Source organism: Mucilaginibacter sp. Bleaf8 (assembly GCF_018390515.1).
GTDB lineage: Bacteria > Bacteroidota > Bacteroidia > Sphingobacteriales > Sphingobacteriaceae > Mucilaginibacter.
Window position 1 is genome coordinate 160928 of sequence record NZ_JAHBBK010000003.1, and the last position, 15969, is coordinate 176896.

Below are 15969 nucleotides of genomic sequence, written 5' to 3' on the forward strand. Positions count from 1 at the left end.
TTCCTAACCTGATTGATATGAAACTCACCTACATTATCTTCTGCTTTTTATTGCTTCATCTATCCCAACTGTGCTTCTCCCAAACGATTACCGGCACGGTGGTGAATACCAGAAACGAACCGCTGGACGGGATCACCATCGCCGTTAAAGGTGGTAAAACCGTTGGCGTCACCGACGAGAAAGGCTACTTCAAACTCCGAATTAATGACGCTAGTACTGTCCTGCGGTTTACCGCCGCTTTTGCGGAACCCTTAGAGATTACGGTGGGCCCGCAACAAACCCTTCGTGTCGTGCTCCAAACGAAAACCACCGGCTTGGACGAGGTTCATGTGATCGCCTATGGCACCACCTCCCAGCGGAATACTGTCGGTACCATCTCCAAGATCAGTGCTGCGGAACTCAGCCAACAGGTCGTCACCAATCCACTGGCCGCGCTTCAGGGCAGAGTGCCTGGTATGGTGGTGACCTCCACCAGCGGCCTGCCCGGCGCCTCGTTTAACGTCCAAATCCGGGGGCAGAACACGCTCAACCCCAACCGGACCGCCAGCCCGTTTGCTCCCTCGGACAACCCACTGTTTATCGTTGACGGCGTCCCTTATGCCGCACAGAACACGAACATCAATCAGTTTTCATCCCTTGCCGCGCCGGGCAACGGCAACATTTACAATAATCACAGCGGCGGCCTGAGCCCGTTCAATAATCTTAACCCCAGTGATATAGAGAGCATCGAAGTCCTCCGGGATGCGGACGCGACTGCCATCTATGGTTCCCGTGGCGGCAACGGCGTTATTCTGATCACCACGAAAAAGGGGAAAATGGGAAAGACGGAGTTAGGCCTCAACCTTTCTGAAGGGCTGAGCTTCGTCGGCTCCACGATGCCCATGCTGAATACGGCGCAATACCTGGCCATGCGGAAAGAGGCATTTGCTAACAACGGACTTATACCCAGCAGCGACCCTTCCGATCAGGCATTTGCGCCAGACCTGACCGTTTTTGATGCCACCCGGAATACGAACTGGAAAAAAGAGTTCCTGGGTAATACGGCCTCCAGCCTTAACCTCAATACGGCTTTAAGCGGCGGAACGGCCAGTACGCAGTTCCGCCTGGGTGCAGGCGTCAATCGAGACACTTACATTTTCCCCGGCGATTTCGCAGATGAGCGTATCACTTTTTCCACAGGCCTTCATCATACCTCGGAGGATAAGCGCCTGAATGTCGACTTTTCGGCACTTTACGGTTACGACAGGAATAATTCGGCCAGCAATCCTTCTATTTTGTCGGCCTATACGCTGGAGCCAAACTATCCCTCGCCCCTCGACAGCAGGGGGAACCTGGTATGGAACTACCAAAATGTGCCGCTCGACGGTTCCTATGCTGCTTACAATCCCTATGCCTACCTGAAGCAACCGTATTCGGTTCAAAACACCTCTCTGAATGCCAATCTGGTTACCAGCTACCGGATTATCACCGGGCTTGTTTTCCGGACCAGCCTGGGCTATAGTACCTTTGGCAGCGATGAATACAGCGGTACGCCTGCGGGCGCACAAAACCCCGGATACAATCCCGTGGCTTCCGCGCTTTTCGGCAAAAATAACTTTGCGACCTGGATCGCGGAGCCGCAACTGGACTATAAGCGCAGTTTCGGCAAGCTCGTCTCCGACCTGCTTGTCGGCAGCACCTTTCAGAAGCAAACCAACACGGGAACCCAGGTGCAGGGCACGGGCTACATTAATGACGACCTGATCCATTCCATTTCCGGTGCGCCCACGCAGACGGCTTCGGATACCTATCTGGCTTACAAATACACGTCCCTGTTCGGCAGGCTGAACCTGCGCTGGAATAACCGGTACATCATTGACGCGGCCATTCGGCGTGACGGTTCCAGCCGCTTTGGCCCGAACCGCGAGTTCGGAACGTTTGGGTCTGCAGGAGGTGCCTGGGTGTTCAGTGAAGAAAATCTCTTTAAGAAAAGTCTATCGTTCCTTAGCTATGGAAAACTGAGAGCAACCTACGGAACCACTGGTAATGACCAGATTGCCAACTACCAGTTTCTCTCCCGGTGGGCGCCCACGCCTTACAGTTACCAGGGCAGCATCGGCTATGCCCCGCAGAACCTGTACAACCCCGATTTTGGCTGGGCGACCACGCAAAAGCTCGACATTGGCCTCGACCTGGGCTTTTTGCGGGACCGTTTGCTGTTCAGTGCCAACTGGTTCCGGAACCGCTCCGGCCATCAGCTGATCACTTATCAGCTGCCGAATCAAACTGGCTTCAGTAATGTACTGGAAAACTGGGATGCCGTGGTTCAGAATACCGGTTGGGAATTTACGCTTCAGTTATCGCCAGTGAAGACCACCCGCTTCTCGTGGTCTACTTCGTTCAATATCACCTTTCCCCAAAATAAGCTGCTGTCCTTTCCCGGTCTGGCTCAGTCCAGCTATGCTACCACCTACCTGATAGGCCAGCCGCTCAGCGTACAGAATAAATTCAGATCCGCAGGTGTGGATCCGGCCAGCGGTCTGTTTCAATTTTACGATGCGGCCGGTCAGGTGACACAGTCCCCAGTCGAAGCGAGTTCTGCGAAGCTGAATGACTTCTATAACGTAGGCAACCTCGACCCGGTGTTTTACGGTGGCTGGCAGCACAGCTTTACCTACCGGAACTTCCGGCTGGACATCCTGATGGAGTTCCGCAAACAAAAAGGGATCAACTACCTGGCGCAGGTCTATAGTTTCCTGCCCGGAACCGAGATGAATATTCCCGCTGCGCTGCTGAACCACTGGCGTACAGCCGGGGACGTTGTTCCGTTCCAGCGCCTGTCTTCGCAGTATGGAGAGGAAGCTACCTCGGCCACCTATTTTGCGGAATCGGATGCGACGATCAGCGATGCTTCTTACCTGCGCTTCAAAACGGTCTCGCTTTCGTATGCCTTCCCGGCTCCAATACTCCGCAAGATATCCGTTAAAGGTCTGCGGCTGTTCGCTTCCGCACAAAACCTGTTCACCCTGACCCGCTATAAGGGCAATGATCCTGAAACTCAGAGCTTTTATGGCATTCCTACCCTGAAGAACGTAACCTGTGGCCTTCAATTTACTTTTTAAATTTTGTTATGAAAAAAATAATCAATCCAGTGCTTCCCCTGCTCTTTGTGATCATCCTGCTAAGCGCCTGTAAAAAGTTCGTGGATGTCGGTCAGCCTAAAAATCAGCTGGTCACCGACCAGGTCTTTGCCGACAGTGCCAATGCTACAGCCGCTATCCGGGGAATTTATGTGAACATGATGCAGTCCTTTTCCCTCAATATTGCCTCCGGTGGTATGACCTTATATCCGGGTCTGTCAGCGGATGAGCTGACCATGGCGACGGTAAACGCGACCAATAATGAGTTTCTGATCAATCATATCAGCAACGTCAATACGGCCAATGCCTATCTCTGGACCTCCGCTTATAAGTACATTTACAGCGCCAATGCGGCTGTAGAAGGGGTGACCGCCAGTACAGGCATCTCGGCTACAGGCAAAAACCAACTGACGGCAGAGGCTAAATTTCTGAGAAGTTTCGTTTACTTTTATTTAGTTAACTTATACGGGGACGTTCCCCTCGTGACCACGACAGCTTACGCAGTGAACGGTGTCCTGCCTCGTTCTCCGAAAGCCGGGGTTTACCAGCTGATGGAATCCGATCTCCAGTTCGCCGAGGCGAATCTAACGAACGATGGAAGTGCCAATGACCGGGCGACCTCATTGGCGGCCTCTGGCCTGCTGGCAAAAGTATACTTGTACGAGTCGAAATATGAACTGGCTGCGCAGGAAGCGACAAAAGTTATCGGCTCCGGAACTTTTCAGCTGGAAACAGACCTTAGTAACGTTTTTACGGCATGGAGCACGGAAACGGTGATGAAGTTTGACCCGGTGTACCCGGGTAAACAGACCTGGGAAGGCTACACCTTTGTGCCATCATCCGCGAAAGTCATTCCGAAATACACCATCACTTCCTTCCTGTCTGCTGCCTTTGAGGCCGGGGATCTGCGTAAAGACAAATGGATAACGGTCAACACCGTTTCCGGGAAAACCTATCCTTATCCTTCCAAATACAAGAATCCGGGAACCCTGGCGACGCCCCAGGAAGATTATGTGGTCATTCGGCTGGCCGAGCTCTACCTCATCAGGGCCGAAGCGCTGGCGAACGCCGGGAATCTGACCGAGGCTTTGGGGGACGTTAATCTGATCCGGAAACGGGCAGGCTTGCCTGCGTTTGCCGGCAGCGATAAAACGTCATTGTTCAACGCCATCCTGCACGAGCGCCAGTGTGAGCTGTTCTGCGAGTGGGGGAACCGGTGGCTAGATCTGAAGAGGCTCGGATTGGTGGATAAGGTGCTGAGTGCGGAGAAGACGGGCTGGACAAGCCAGGCGGCGCTTTATCCCATTCCGCTCACGGAAATTACGAATAACCCTAAACTGGTGCAAAATCCGGGATATTAAAAAAAAGGGCTTGCTGAGCAAGCCCTTTTTACTTAAATCAGCTTAGTCTTTTGTTTCCGGTGTTGCCTGTGGCAGCTGGGAATTGTTGATCAACTGATTGGAAGAATTCACCTGCGAGGCGTTAAAGCCGGAAACGCACTGGTGAACAGTGGTATTCGGACAGCCCTCATCCGGTGCGGTGGTACCCTCGCCGAGATACATGGCATCCGCAGCGCGGGGTGCAGCCGTAAGGCTATAGCTGCCTGAAATAGAGAACCATTTGTAGCTCACTGAGCTGGTGGCTGCTTTAGGGGTGGTGAATGCACTTGCGCTTACCGCGATCACCATGGCCAGCAGGCCGATAACTTTATTCTTCATCGTGACGAAAGCTTTTTAGATCAAAAAACTTTCAGAAAAACTTTAAATGATCAAATGAAATTTGTTGCCTACTCTTTTTGACGGGTTTTCGGCTTCTCCTGTGTGGGCTGCCTCAGGTCTGACCCGAAGCGCCACGTGTTGCGTTACCAGATTTAAAGACTTTCTCTCCTTTCTCTGTAATTGAGATTTATCGCGATCATCGTTAACAGCAAAAAGAATACATTGAACACGAGGTGCGTTCCCCAGCCCATCGTCCGCAGGATGCCGCCGCAGGAACAGGGCACACGTTCAAAAACCCGGAAAACGGCCAGCGCCACATAAACAGAAAAAACCAATAGCAAACCTGCCGAGGCATACAGCCCTGTAAATCTGCTGCTGTCAAAAAGCAGCAGCACGGCGATGAGCGCTTCCGCGGGTGGCAACAGGTAAACCAGGGGCTTTTTCAGAAAAGGGAAAAGCACCTGTTTATTCATCTGGACTTCAAACAGCCGTAGATCCATGGCCTTGCTGGCGGCCGTATAGGTCCACAGGATCATTAAAAGGATGATGATAATATGCAGTGCTAGGTGATGGTTTCTGTTCATGCTGACCTCCGGAATAAAGTTACGGGGGCACTAAAGACAGAAAATGTCACTCTTCTTTTTTGATGAAATATTTTTTGTTTTTCCGGTCATACTCGATCTGATGACCTTTGTCGCGCAGATGAACGAGCATGCGCTTCACGGTGCGGGTGCTGACACCGAAACGGCGGGCTGCAGCGACCAGCGTGCCGAAACGGCCCTTCTGCAAAAGTTCCATGATGTACTCGAGTCTTTTCTCATAGGATCTGTAATCCATCGGACGTTCAGTTTTACAGGGTGATTCGTCCCATAAAATTGAGCATCCTGCGGGCAAGAGGCTAAAGGCTACAGTAGTAATTTATTAGTCCAGGTTTTTTGAAATGTCCCTGTAAACAATACCCATTCGTTCCGCTTCTGCCCGCTTCCCGGCCAGCCTTCGTGCGGATGCTTTTCTGAATTTGAAGAGGGTGCGCAGGTAATGCACCAGATTGATGCCCAGTCCGAACTTAGGCGGCGGCATCAGGATGAACGGCGAAATTTCGAGGACCTCGGCGATCTGGTAGATACGGTTAATGGTCAGCTCCGTTTTATCGCTTTCTATATTGGAATAGGCAGCCTGTGAAATATCAAGCATGAACGACATATAAAACTGACTGTAGTTTTTCATTAAACGTTGTATCCGGATCTTGCTGCCAATCGTCTCCATTCATAAAATTGTTTAATTATCCTATAAGCAAATATAATAAATTACAAGTTCGGCCTTTAGCTTCCGTCCGGCCATCCGCACACTTTTGGAGTAATTCCTAATACCGGGAAGAAACTAAAAAAAAGTGAACATGAAAGAGTTAAGTGATGCTCAGGCTGCCGAGCTGAAAGGCGGTGTCAATTGTGGTTATAACATTGCCGTTTCCGCAACCGTTGGCGGCTTGTTCGGTGGTGCGGGTGCCGTTGTTGGCGCTGTAGCCGCTGCGACCGGCCCTTCTTGCCTGGGCTGGTGGTAATCTGATTTCCGGGGCACCGCCCCGGAAATTAAAACAGTTGGGCGTGAAAAAGGAGCAGCGTCGCTGCCATGCCGCCCAATGCGCCGAAGAAATGCAGTTCATGGTTGATCATCGGGTTTTTACTGCGGACTTGGTACACGATGAGTCCAATGATGACGATCAGTGCGCTGAACATATTATTTACGGCGCCGAGCCCCGGCAGGAAAAAGCCAGGTTCATGGGGTTGGAGCAGCATATAGCTGAACATACATCCCACAATACTGCCTGAGGCACCAGCGCTCGAATATTCAAAATCTTTCCGGTTAATTACCGTTACCAATGCGGACCCGGTCAGCATACTGCTCAGGTAGATGACCGCATACTTCAGGCTGCCTGCATGGACGGTCGCTCGCAGGTATCTCTCCAGCGTTCCACATACGAAATAAAGCAAAAATTCATTTAAGACCAGGTGAACCACATCATTATGGACCAGGTCTGCCGTCAGCCAGCGGTAGTATTCCTGATTACGCCATACACTCACCGGGTGCAAAAACAGCTTCATAAAATAGGATGGAGCCAGCAGGCCAGTACCACTGTTCATCGAAACGGCCGCCATTATTAGCAGAGTGACGGGCATTCCGGAGACCACAGAATTCAGAATACGCGGTATCATAAGCAACTTTCTTTATATATCCTATCAGTCTGACTGATAAGTTATTCATACACGTAATTGTTCTTGTCTTTCTGTCCGGGGAAATTTACCTAAAATTTTTAGGTCATGAATTTCACAAAAAAATCTGTATTGATGAGCTCGGGAATACTGCTGGGATCATCTTTTTTCCTCATCACGATCACACGGCATCTCATATTAACACCAAACTTCTATCAGAAGAGCGGGCATGCATTGACAGCTTCGCCGGGACAGGATATTATTTTATACGCAGATCTGCAGAAATGGTTCTACCTCTATGATGCTTTATACCTCGCTCTGAAAATTGGAATGACCGCCCTCATTTTATACACGGCGCTCTACCTCGGGCACCGGACACTTGCCTTTTTGAGGGTATTGAATATCGTTTTGCGCTCCGAGCTTGTTTTCGTGGCGGGTGCGGCGGTCAAAGTACTTTACTTTCACCACGCCTACCCGCAGGGCACGTTGCTGGACTGGCACCGGGTCTATGTTTTTTCTGCCTTATCGCTTTTTCCCCAGGTACCTGCCGATTGGTATTATGCCTTACAGACAGTCAATCTTTTTGAATTCGGCTACTGGCTGCTCCTCGCGGTGGGACTGAAAATGGAGGCGAAACTCCCATTCGGTCAGTCGTTCAGGCTGGTGCTGCTGAGTTATGTCCCGGCTTTACTGCTGTGGATCTGCTGTGTATCGTTTTGTTCCATTCTGGTTTTTCCCGACCAGGCCTGATCCTTCCTTTTAACCTTCGATATCATGGAAAACGTTCGTTTGATTAAACGCTCCTTTGTCCGTCAGTCGGGTGAAGACGATTGCGGGCTGGCCTGCCTCATGATGGTGCTGCACTATGTCGGTCAGATAACTGAAGCGGCTGCGCTGAAGAATGTAGCGGTGCCGCCGGGTGGCTTTTCGCTGCTGGACCTGAAAAGACTTGCGCAGGAACACGGGCTGGACTGCCGGGTTGTGCAGGTGGAATTATCCTTTTTACGCACCCATGAGGTGCCCTGCATTTTGCATACCCAAACCGCTTTAGGCGGCGCCCACTTCGAAATTTGTTATGGCGCCCGGAAATCCGGTTCCGCCTACCGGTATTTCATAGCTGACCCTGCTTACGGCGCGGGCTGGCAGCAGGAACGGGAACTGACCGGCAAATTAAAGACGCGGGCTGCTCTTTTGTTCCCTCGCTTATCAGCCGACCTTAGTGCTTTTGCGCAACCCTCCTGGCACCTGTTGTGGTCCTATTGCCGATTTCCGTCCGGGATGCTGGCAGGTGTGCCGCTCTTGGCTGCTGCCAGTGCCTTCGCCGGCGTTGCGATGTCCTGGACACTGCAAAAGGGGATGAACGATGATGCTATTTTCCGAAGCCACGTGATCATCATCGTGCTGCTGCTTTTATTCCTGATCAGCGTTTTCAGAAGTGTTATCAGTTATCTCCGGCAATATATCCTGCTCCGCATCGAAACAACATTGCATCAGCAACTGACCCGGCAGATGATGGAAGGCTTTTTTCTGGATACGGGTTCGCATTTTCCGGTGTCGCAAAGGGAACAGCTTAGCGCTACGCTGCTGGATATGCACAAAGTGAAGCTGGCGATCATCAATCTGCTTTCTGCCCTGTTGCCGGACGGGTTGATGATCGTTTTTCTTTTGGCCGCTGTCTGGTGCTATTTGCCCCTGGCCGGGCTGATTAACCTGGTTTATCTTGCGGTGGTTATGGCGAGTTTTATATGGCGGATGCCGGTTTATTCCTTTGCGCTGGCCCATGCTTCCCATTTGGGCACTTCTGCCGAGAACCTCCTTTTAAAAGATGCGGGCCGGTTACCGGCACTGGCTATGGCAGGTCTGTTAAAGGAACGCATCACCAGTCACCTCACAAACCATATGCTTCATACGGCCTCCCGAAACCGGCTTATGCTGCAAATGATGCAGCACCTGCTGTCGCTGGAGGTACTGGGCGCCGCCAGTCTGACAGGCGTCTGGATGGCGGGTTTGTACGAATGGGGACAACTGCTGGTCAGTTACAATGTGCTGGCGGTCACCGTGGTGCTCAGTTATCTCATGACCACCCTGATTCCGAAGATCCAAACGTCTTTGCTGGTCATTGCCGATGGTGCAGCTGCGGCCGTGCAGTTCAAGGCGAGGCTTACGCCGCCCGTTCCGCGGAAGGGTTAACCCTTTCTTCAGCCGGCCATTTTCCCCGAGCGGGGGAATGATCCGGTATGCCTGAAAGTTTTTATCGTTTCTATCTACTACATCTAACGGAACATCATATGAAAACACATCTGGAACAAATTGAAAGTGAATTGAAAGAGGAACTGCTTGCCTTGCATAACCTGGATCCGCAGGAACGGTACACCCTTGCCCGCGAGCGCATTGATGATGCGATCGGCGAACTGAAGAAGTTTATGGAAGCACACGACCCCATGGAAACCGGGGAGGAGATTTATATCTTTAAGCATGTCCGGCCACAGCTCCTGTCATTCCGTATCGAGGAGGCGATGCGTTATAATCTCAGCATCAACCAGCCGATCGGAACGCGCAGGACCGTGGCCAAGTACCTGGAGGATACTTTTAAAGGGCTGCAGAGTTTTTTCCGGCTGAACACCTTCTATTACCAGTATTACAAAAACGGATTGGAGGAAATGGATCATTTGTATTTCACGGGTGAGGGGAACTCCCTCATGTTGCCGGTGCCGGAGATTACAGAAGAGGAAACCCCTTTTTCAAGGCCAATGAGTAACCTCTTTGCTAAATTTATGGCTTATGAACGCCTGCAGTTACATATTATGCAGCAACTCGAAGTGTTGAACGGTGGCCGGGAGCAAGACCGGCCTCAACTGCCAGCCCCGGACATCAAATGGACCGGAGAGGTACTCAGCCTGGTGGAACTCATCTACGGTATCTGGCTTACCGGGCAGCTGAATTCCGGAAATGCCAGTCTTAACCAGATTGTGCGATGGTTCGAACTTCATTTTCACGTTTCTATCGGTGTGGTGCAACGCAAGTTTGCGCAAATTGAACGACGTAAACGTTTCAGTGTAACCAAGCTTTTAGATCAAATGCGGGATGCGATTTTACGGAAGCTCGATCATGACCAAGGCGCCTGAGCGGAAATCAGACTCCGGTTTGCAGCCAAGCGCAGGCTTCCGGCGGGCCTTATGGTCCGCCATTTTTATTTCCGGCCATCGTGTGATGCCCATCTGCACAATTGTGGTACTACCGGCATACTACCTCATTCATGACCAGGGGCCGGGGCTGCACACCTTTCTTATTGCCCGTGATGCCCTGTCCGCTTCATTTACGGCCTGTTCTGCCGGTTTTTAAGCCTTCTTTCCCCTGTAAAATTCTTCAGATTTATTTGGGGATAGTACCAAACTACTCCTCCAAAATCCATTCCGATAACCCTCAATTTTGAATTCAACGACAGGGGGGAAAGCCCGGAAGCATTCGGGAACCGGAAAGTTAACCGGCCTTTTCTTACGCTTTGCTCCTTCGTCCGGACCTCTTTCCGCCCTTGGCGGAAAGGAGAGATCGGCTTGCTGATCTGCATGCTCTTTGACATCGGGGGACGAAGCATTATCCTGTCAGCCACAGGAAATTTTGCGAAGGTGAGATCATATCAAGAAACTGAAAACGCATTGGCAGGCCTGCGGGCCCGGCATGTAGATGCCGACGTGAGTAGTCCCGAATTTATACCGGCAGAAGTGAATTACTCGGGAGCGATACCCGCTGCCGGTACCATGCCACGAAACGAACGATGTCACTATCGCTTGTCCGGCTATCCATTTTATGCTAACAACTCATCAATTATGTCAACAATTTTAAATGCAAAAGAACTCAAGGAAAGCGCCTCGATCGTTGAACTGCTCAGGCACCTGGGTTACGTCCCCATCCCTAAGCGCGGACGTGATGCCATGTATATCAGTATGCTGCGGGACGATGACCGAACCCCCTCATTCAGTGTGAACGATGACCTCGGCGTATGGTTCGATCACGGAACCGGCAAGGGCGGGAATATCATTGACTTTGGTGTCGCTTACTGGAAAACCTTAACCTTTCATGAAGTGGTTCGCAAGATTCAGGAGGTTTTGGCCTTAGAACCGGCACGGCCGGTCAGCGCCGCACCCAAACCACCGGTAGCGGTAAAAAAGCCTCATTATGTCGTCCACCAGGTTAAAAAGCTAGGGACCCATCCGGCGATCACCAGCTACCTGAAAAGCCGTGGTGTTTTTGATATTGCGAAAAAGTTCCTCAGTGAGGTCTATTATTATATCGAAAATGAAGAAGGGGAGCGCAAACCGTACTTCGCGGCAGGCTGGCTGAACGAGGCGAATGCCTGGGAGGTGAGGAACCGTTATTTCAAGGGATGTATGGGACATAAGTCTATCACCGTCATTCCCGGTCATGCCAAAAGTGCTGTTGTCTTCGAAGGTTATCTGGATTTTTTAAGCTGGAAAACTGAGCACCCCGATGCAGATCACACCGTCATCGTGCTGAACAGTCTTTCGCTACTGCACCAGGGAATTAATAAGGCGAAGATGTTCGCCTCACTGGATGTTTTTTTTGATCTCGACCGGCCGGGACGATTGGCCACCAAAGAATTCATTAAAGCCTTACCCTATGCCACCGACAGGTCTGCGGTGTATGAGGGCTTTAATGATTATAACGATAAGCTGAAGGCGCAGTTTGGTGTCAACGTGCCGGAGCCTAATGGCAGGTCTCACCCGCAAACCAGGCTGAGGTCATCCAGGCGATAGGTCCGGTATCGGTAGTCGATCCGTTTGAGCGACGCTCATTGCACCGCTCCGCCAATCATTTTCCTTATCCCAAACGGCGTTGTTTTAGCAACGGCAAGATGTCTTTTTGTTACACCAAAAGTCTCTTGCCCCCGCCGGGGGGAGATAAAAAAATTCGCAACTCATTTTTTATGGATGATCCTAAAAAGCGGTCCGGCCGCCCCAAATTGACGGAGGGCAAGCGCTCTAGATTCATCAACGTCCGTTTTACAGAAGAAGAGTTTCAAACTGTCAGCGATTTGGAAAAAAGCTTGGGGATAACGAAAACCGAACTGATCAGAATGCGGGTTTTAACTCACGCCAAGGAAACCCTGATCAGCTCGAAAGAACTGATCAGGTACCTGGATTCCGTAGGCGCAGAACTTAGCCGTATCGGCAATAACATCAATCAGCTCGCCAGGCACGCCAATAGCTTAAAATTAAAAGGCGGACTCAACCCTTCTGTCATTGCGCAATTCAACCTGCTTTTCGAGGACTACATTCTGGTTCAGCAATCCGTCGAAACCGCACTGCGGAAAATTGTAAGAGTAACCCGCCATTGAGCGCTCTTTGAATGGTTGGCTGGATGCCTTGCGAATAACAACATGAATTTTAATTTAATAATCCATATGAAGTACAGAAACAAACATTACCTGGCGATGCGGCACCTGCCCCTGGTGCTCATCCCCGTCATTGCATTAACCATTTTAGGCACACTGTTAATTGACCAACGGGTCTCCGGCCGCTTTCCTTACAAATTTGAAGGAACCGTACCGGACTTTGACAAAGACAAGATCTCCGCCTATGGAGACCCGCCGGATATAGATGGCGAAGACTGTGAAAAGGCCATTTTTGATTTTACCGGAGATACCGTACTGATGCTGAAGGGAAGCGATCTGTTAACCAACCCACCAGGGAGAAGAAAGGTAATTTACAAAACCAAACAGGGGACTTTAGCGACCATCGAAGTTCCACAGAGCCAGCTGACGGAAATCTCCGGTGATACCAGTTCGGTAAAGGAGTAAACCGCCGCGGGCATTTTGGGTCACCTGCTGCAGTTGCCGCCAACGGATCTGATGAGCCGGCATGGAATCGGTTGTTATATCCGTATAGGAGTATGGAGATACGGTGTTAGGTGACTACCGATTGACTTCGCAGGAAAGGTATACCGATAGCAGATTACAAAGGCAGGCACCTACACGGGTATAGCGTTACATGGATAGCTGGCTGCGATGGTTGTAAGATCGCAGGGTTTACCGCTCGGGGGATCGTTCGCTATACAGTTATATGAGCGCTTTAGCCGCCAGGTACGCAGATCGCAAACTAGGTTCTTATACAGCTACAGACTTACTTCCTTATACGGGTCTCTGGTTATAGCGATAGGCAACCTTGCCGATACAACGCTCTGCTGATCTAATGCTTTATCGATCCAAGGTTAGGCTGTTACGCTGTTCAACCGTTAGTCAGGTATTGCGATATACCGTTCCAGAATATATTACCCAAACCTGCCTGATGATTGCCCACATTCTTGATAAACCTTCCAGGACATTTGCCGGCGTACAATACAACACCAACAAAGTGGACCGGAACACGGGTGAATTGATGCTCATCGCCAATTTTGGCCCCGTCCAGGCGTATGCTAATCCAAGGCCAAAAGACCTGGTCAATTACCTCGTTATGATTGCAGCCCAGAATAAGAAAGTCAGCAATACGCAGTTTCATGCGGTGTTATCCGCTCAGGGGCATCAATACAGTAAACAGGAGTTGACCAAAGCCGCCGTAGGATGGCTGAAGGAAATGGGTTACGGCGCTCAGCCTTACCTGGTCGTTTTCCATAAAGACACGGGAAATAACCATGTACATGTCGTCAGTTCCCGGATCGACCGGCAGGGTAAACACATCAACCGGGATTATGAAAAGATCCGTGCCGTACGTAACCTGGATAAAGTATTGGGATACACTCCAGCCATGGATTATCGCTTCAGTACCCGGGCACAATTCTACCTGATTTTAGAAACGACCGGTTCTCTCGGGCGTGATTATCTTAACGAAAAGAAACTGCTGGAAAAGATAGGCGCTTACCGCCCTGACCGGGAGCGTATCGCTGTGCTGAAAGATTTATTGCTGGATAACCGGTCTGACCCGGATTTTGTCCGGAAGATGAAAGCGGATGAGAACGTTGATATCGTATTTCACGCCTCAGGCGGCAAGCAGCCCTATGGTTATTCCGTCGTGGATCATGCCACCCGGCAAGTCTTTAAAGGGAGCGAAATCCTGAGCCTTAAATACCTGCTGGCGGAGAACCTTACTTATTTTCCACAGCATGCGGAATCAGTCCCGATTGATGCATGGCTTCCGGCAGATCAGCTTACCTATACCCAGGAGTACACCCCCGGGCCGGTTTACATACGCCCGGTATCCATTGCCGGCGACATTGACGATGAAGGGGTACTGGGCAGGAACAGGCGCCGCAAAAAGAAAGCAAGAACAAACACCCGATAAGGGAAAAACTATGAAAATTTATGATCTGTTTATTTGGAAACCAAAAGGGCGGTGTCGGCAAGAGCACACTCACCGTCCTGTCAGGGAATTACCTGAGCCTGGCTAAGGGATGGCCCGTGACGGTCATTGATATGGATTATCAGCAGTCCATATCCCAGAAATATGAAAAAGCGAAAGTGCTGGAAAACGAAGAGCCGTACGAAGTGCTGCCGGCTAACCTGGAGACCTTTCCGATCCTCCACCAGGTCGTCAGCGGCAAAAAAGATGCAGTGCTGATTGACCTTCCCGGGAAACTGGACGATGACGGTCTGATACCCGTCTTTCAATCCGCCGATCTGTTGATCTGTCCTTTCTCTTACGACGAATTTACCTTTGAATCCACCGTCCTGTTTACGGTCGTGCTTAAAAAAGTAAATCCAAAAGTGGAGGTTGTCTTTATTCCCAACCGGATCAAGGCGAACGTGAAATTTGAGATCATGAGCGAGGTGAATGAACAACTATCCCGGTTTGGCAGGATCACACCGGTCATCCCGGACCGCATCGATTTTCAGCGGCTGACCACCTTTCAAACCCCGCTGTCGCTTCACCCTTTGATCACACCTGTATTTGAGGAAATATTTGCAGACCGCCTATGGAAAAAATGAAATCTTTAGCTGACCAGCTCCGGGAAAAGATGGTGAAAACCGGTGAAAAACAGCTCACAGGACCGGCTGCAGAGATAGCTGATCCTCCAAAAAAGACGGGGAAAAAAGCAGAAAAAGCCATCGAATCGGATTTGCTCCAAGCGCTGTATGACTATGACAACAGCCATAACAAGAGCATGGTGCATGTTCGCTTGGAAAAGTCTACCGTGGATGTCCTGAACCGGTTCAAAATGGCTACTGGCATTGATGTGACCAAAATCGTGGCCTTTTCAGTCAAGCACCTGTTCGACACCTATCCTGAACTTAAAAACACCATTAAACAATTTATTCAAAACACAGAACTATGACCTGGATTAAATTCTTTACCTGGCTGCTGGGCTTATATACGGCCTACTATGCAGTCCTTATCCTTTGGGATCAATTGCGCCATCAGCGTTCCGACACCCGGGACGAAAAACACGAACTCACTTTTGTAGAGGACGTCGTACCCCAAAAATCCCAACCGGATGAAAATTTGCCGGACGGCAAACAATCGCCGGTAGTTTCGTCTGGTGGCGTCACCCTGAAAGAGTTTTTCAACCTCGCGCGGGAAGAGGTGGTCGAATACACCAGGGCGGTCAGCTTTTGATATGAGACGTACACTCACCGTTATCAGCGTCCTGCTTCCGGCCATTGCCCTCGCGCAACCCGGTATTGCTGAAATGCAGCAGGCAGAACAAAATATTTCATCCTCTTTCTTCCCGGCGTACGATTGTGCACTGGTCATCGCCGTTTTATTGGGTACGATGGGCGCACTGCGCATATACCACAACTGGCAGATGGGTAGAGACCGGATGGATGCCGCCGTCGCCGCCTGGTTTTTTTCCGCCCTGTTTATGACCCTCTGCGGTCCGTTTTTAAAAGCGCTGTTCGGAATCTGAACGCTTTTTATGACGTTACGCTTCGTCCCCGCGAAGCGATAAAAGATTTCCCTCTCAACTTCA

At 50.6% G+C, this 15969-nt stretch carries 19 protein-coding genes; 14 read left to right on the forward strand and 5 right to left on the reverse strand.

All coding sequences use genetic code 11. The features are described 5' to 3' along the window. Positions 1-17 precede the first annotated feature (17 nt). Together KHS38_RS14105 and KHS38_RS14110 are read left to right on the forward strand one after the other, a co-directional pair. Positions 18-3101 carry a SusC/RagA family TonB-linked outer membrane protein gene (locus KHS38_RS14105; protein WP_213489246.1) on the forward strand — a complete coding sequence of 1028 codons (3084 nt, stop codon included), beginning with the start codon at positions 18-20 and terminating at the stop codon, positions 3099-3101. An 8-nt stretch (positions 3102-3109) separates the two neighbouring features. Then, positions 3110-4480 (forward strand): RagB/SusD family nutrient uptake outer membrane protein, encoded by a 1371-nt coding sequence (locus tag KHS38_RS14110; protein ID WP_213489247.1) that lies wholly within the window; start codon positions 3110-3112, stop codon positions 4478-4480. Positions 4481-4522: 42 nt separating this feature from the next. On the opposite strand, the gene KHS38_RS14115 is transcribed toward KHS38_RS14110, so the two are convergent. The 4 genes from KHS38_RS14115 to KHS38_RS14130 form a co-directional block, all read right to left on the reverse strand. Beyond that, entirely contained in the window at positions 4523-4807 is a 285-nt protein-coding gene (locus KHS38_RS14115) for a hypothetical protein (protein ID WP_213489248.1), read from the reverse strand. A gap of 182 nt (positions 4808-4989) precedes the next feature. Beyond that, positions 4990-5421: a MauE/DoxX family redox-associated membrane protein gene (locus KHS38_RS14120; RefSeq protein WP_213489249.1), complete on the reverse strand. Its 432-nt coding sequence runs from the start codon at positions 5419-5421 to the stop codon at positions 4990-4992. A gap of 46 nt (positions 5422-5467) precedes the next feature. After that, positions 5468-5674, reverse strand: coding sequence for a helix-turn-helix domain-containing protein (locus KHS38_RS14125; protein ID WP_213489250.1), 207 nt, complete (start codon positions 5672-5674; stop codon positions 5468-5470). Between the two features lie 84 nt (positions 5675-5758). Further along, positions 5759-6103, reverse strand: coding sequence for a helix-turn-helix domain-containing protein (locus KHS38_RS14130; protein ID WP_213489251.1), 345 nt, complete (start codon positions 6101-6103; stop codon positions 5759-5761). 130 nt (positions 6104-6233) lie between these two features. Between KHS38_RS14130 and KHS38_RS14135 the strand changes: the two genes are divergently transcribed. Continuing rightward, positions 6234-6398 carry a hypothetical protein gene (locus tag KHS38_RS14135; RefSeq protein ID WP_213489252.1) on the forward strand — a complete coding sequence of 55 codons (165 nt, stop codon included), beginning with the start codon at positions 6234-6236 and terminating at the stop codon, positions 6396-6398. Positions 6399-6426: 28 nt separating this feature from the next. Here the strand turns inward: KHS38_RS14135 and KHS38_RS14140 are convergent, their stop codons facing one another. After that, entirely contained in the window at positions 6427-7050 is a 624-nt protein-coding gene (locus KHS38_RS14140; protein WP_213489253.1) for a rhomboid family intramembrane serine protease, read from the reverse strand. A gap of 105 nt (positions 7051-7155) precedes the next feature. Here KHS38_RS14140 and KHS38_RS14145 point away from each other — a divergent pair, with 105 nt between their 5' ends. The 11 genes from KHS38_RS14145 to KHS38_RS14195 all read left to right on the forward strand — a co-directional run bounded on the left by KHS38_RS14145 (position 7156) and on the right by KHS38_RS14195 (position 15906). Beyond that, a complete protein-coding gene (locus KHS38_RS14145; RefSeq protein WP_213489254.1) occupies positions 7156-7797 on the forward strand; it encodes a hypothetical protein in 642 nt (213 codons plus the stop codon). A 24-nt stretch (positions 7798-7821) separates the two neighbouring features. Then, complete coding sequence (locus tag KHS38_RS14150; protein ID WP_213489255.1) at positions 7822-9237, forward strand: cysteine peptidase family C39 domain-containing protein; 1416 nt, start codon at positions 7822-7824, stop codon at positions 9235-9237. Positions 9238-9335: 98 nt separating this feature from the next. Then, a complete protein-coding gene (locus KHS38_RS14155; protein ID WP_213489256.1) occupies positions 9336-10172 on the forward strand; it encodes an RteC domain-containing protein in 837 nt (278 codons plus the stop codon). 702 nt (positions 10173-10874) lie between these two features. Beyond that, positions 10875-11822, forward strand: coding sequence for a DUF8464 domain-containing protein (locus KHS38_RS14160; protein WP_213489257.1), 948 nt, complete (start codon positions 10875-10877; stop codon positions 11820-11822). 170 nt (positions 11823-11992) lie between these two features. Further along, positions 11993-12403, forward strand: a complete 411-nt coding sequence (locus tag KHS38_RS14165) for a plasmid mobilization protein (RefSeq protein WP_213489258.1) — start codon at positions 11993-11995, stop codon at positions 12401-12403. A 66-nt stretch (positions 12404-12469) separates the two neighbouring features. Then, complete coding sequence (locus KHS38_RS14170; RefSeq protein ID WP_213489259.1) at positions 12470-12865, forward strand: hypothetical protein; 396 nt, start codon at positions 12470-12472, stop codon at positions 12863-12865. A gap of 487 nt (positions 12866-13352) precedes the next feature. After that, the gene (locus KHS38_RS14175) at positions 13353-14342 is read left to right on the forward strand and encodes a relaxase/mobilization nuclease domain-containing protein (RefSeq protein WP_213489260.1); all 990 of its coding nucleotides are present in this window, start codon (positions 13353-13355) and stop codon (positions 14340-14342) included. A 20-nt stretch (positions 14343-14362) separates the two neighbouring features. Next, positions 14363-14986, forward strand: coding sequence for a ParA family protein (locus KHS38_RS14180; RefSeq protein ID WP_213489261.1), 624 nt, complete (start codon positions 14363-14365; stop codon positions 14984-14986). Continuing rightward, positions 14974-15333, forward strand: a complete 360-nt coding sequence (locus KHS38_RS14185) for a hypothetical protein (RefSeq protein ID WP_213489262.1) — start codon at positions 14974-14976, stop codon at positions 15331-15333. Before KHS38_RS14180 ends, KHS38_RS14185 begins: the two co-directional genes overlap by 13 nt. Continuing rightward, on the forward strand, positions 15330-15614 hold the full coding sequence (locus KHS38_RS14190) for a hypothetical protein (protein WP_213489263.1): 285 nt from the start codon (positions 15330-15332) through the stop codon (positions 15612-15614). Before KHS38_RS14185 ends, KHS38_RS14190 begins: the two co-directional genes overlap by 4 nt. A 1-nt stretch (position 15615) precedes the next feature. Continuing rightward, the gene (locus KHS38_RS14195; protein WP_213489264.1) at positions 15616-15906 is read left to right on the forward strand and encodes a DUF4134 family protein; all 291 of its coding nucleotides are present in this window, start codon (positions 15616-15618) and stop codon (positions 15904-15906) included. Positions 15907-15969 lie beyond the last annotated feature (63 nt).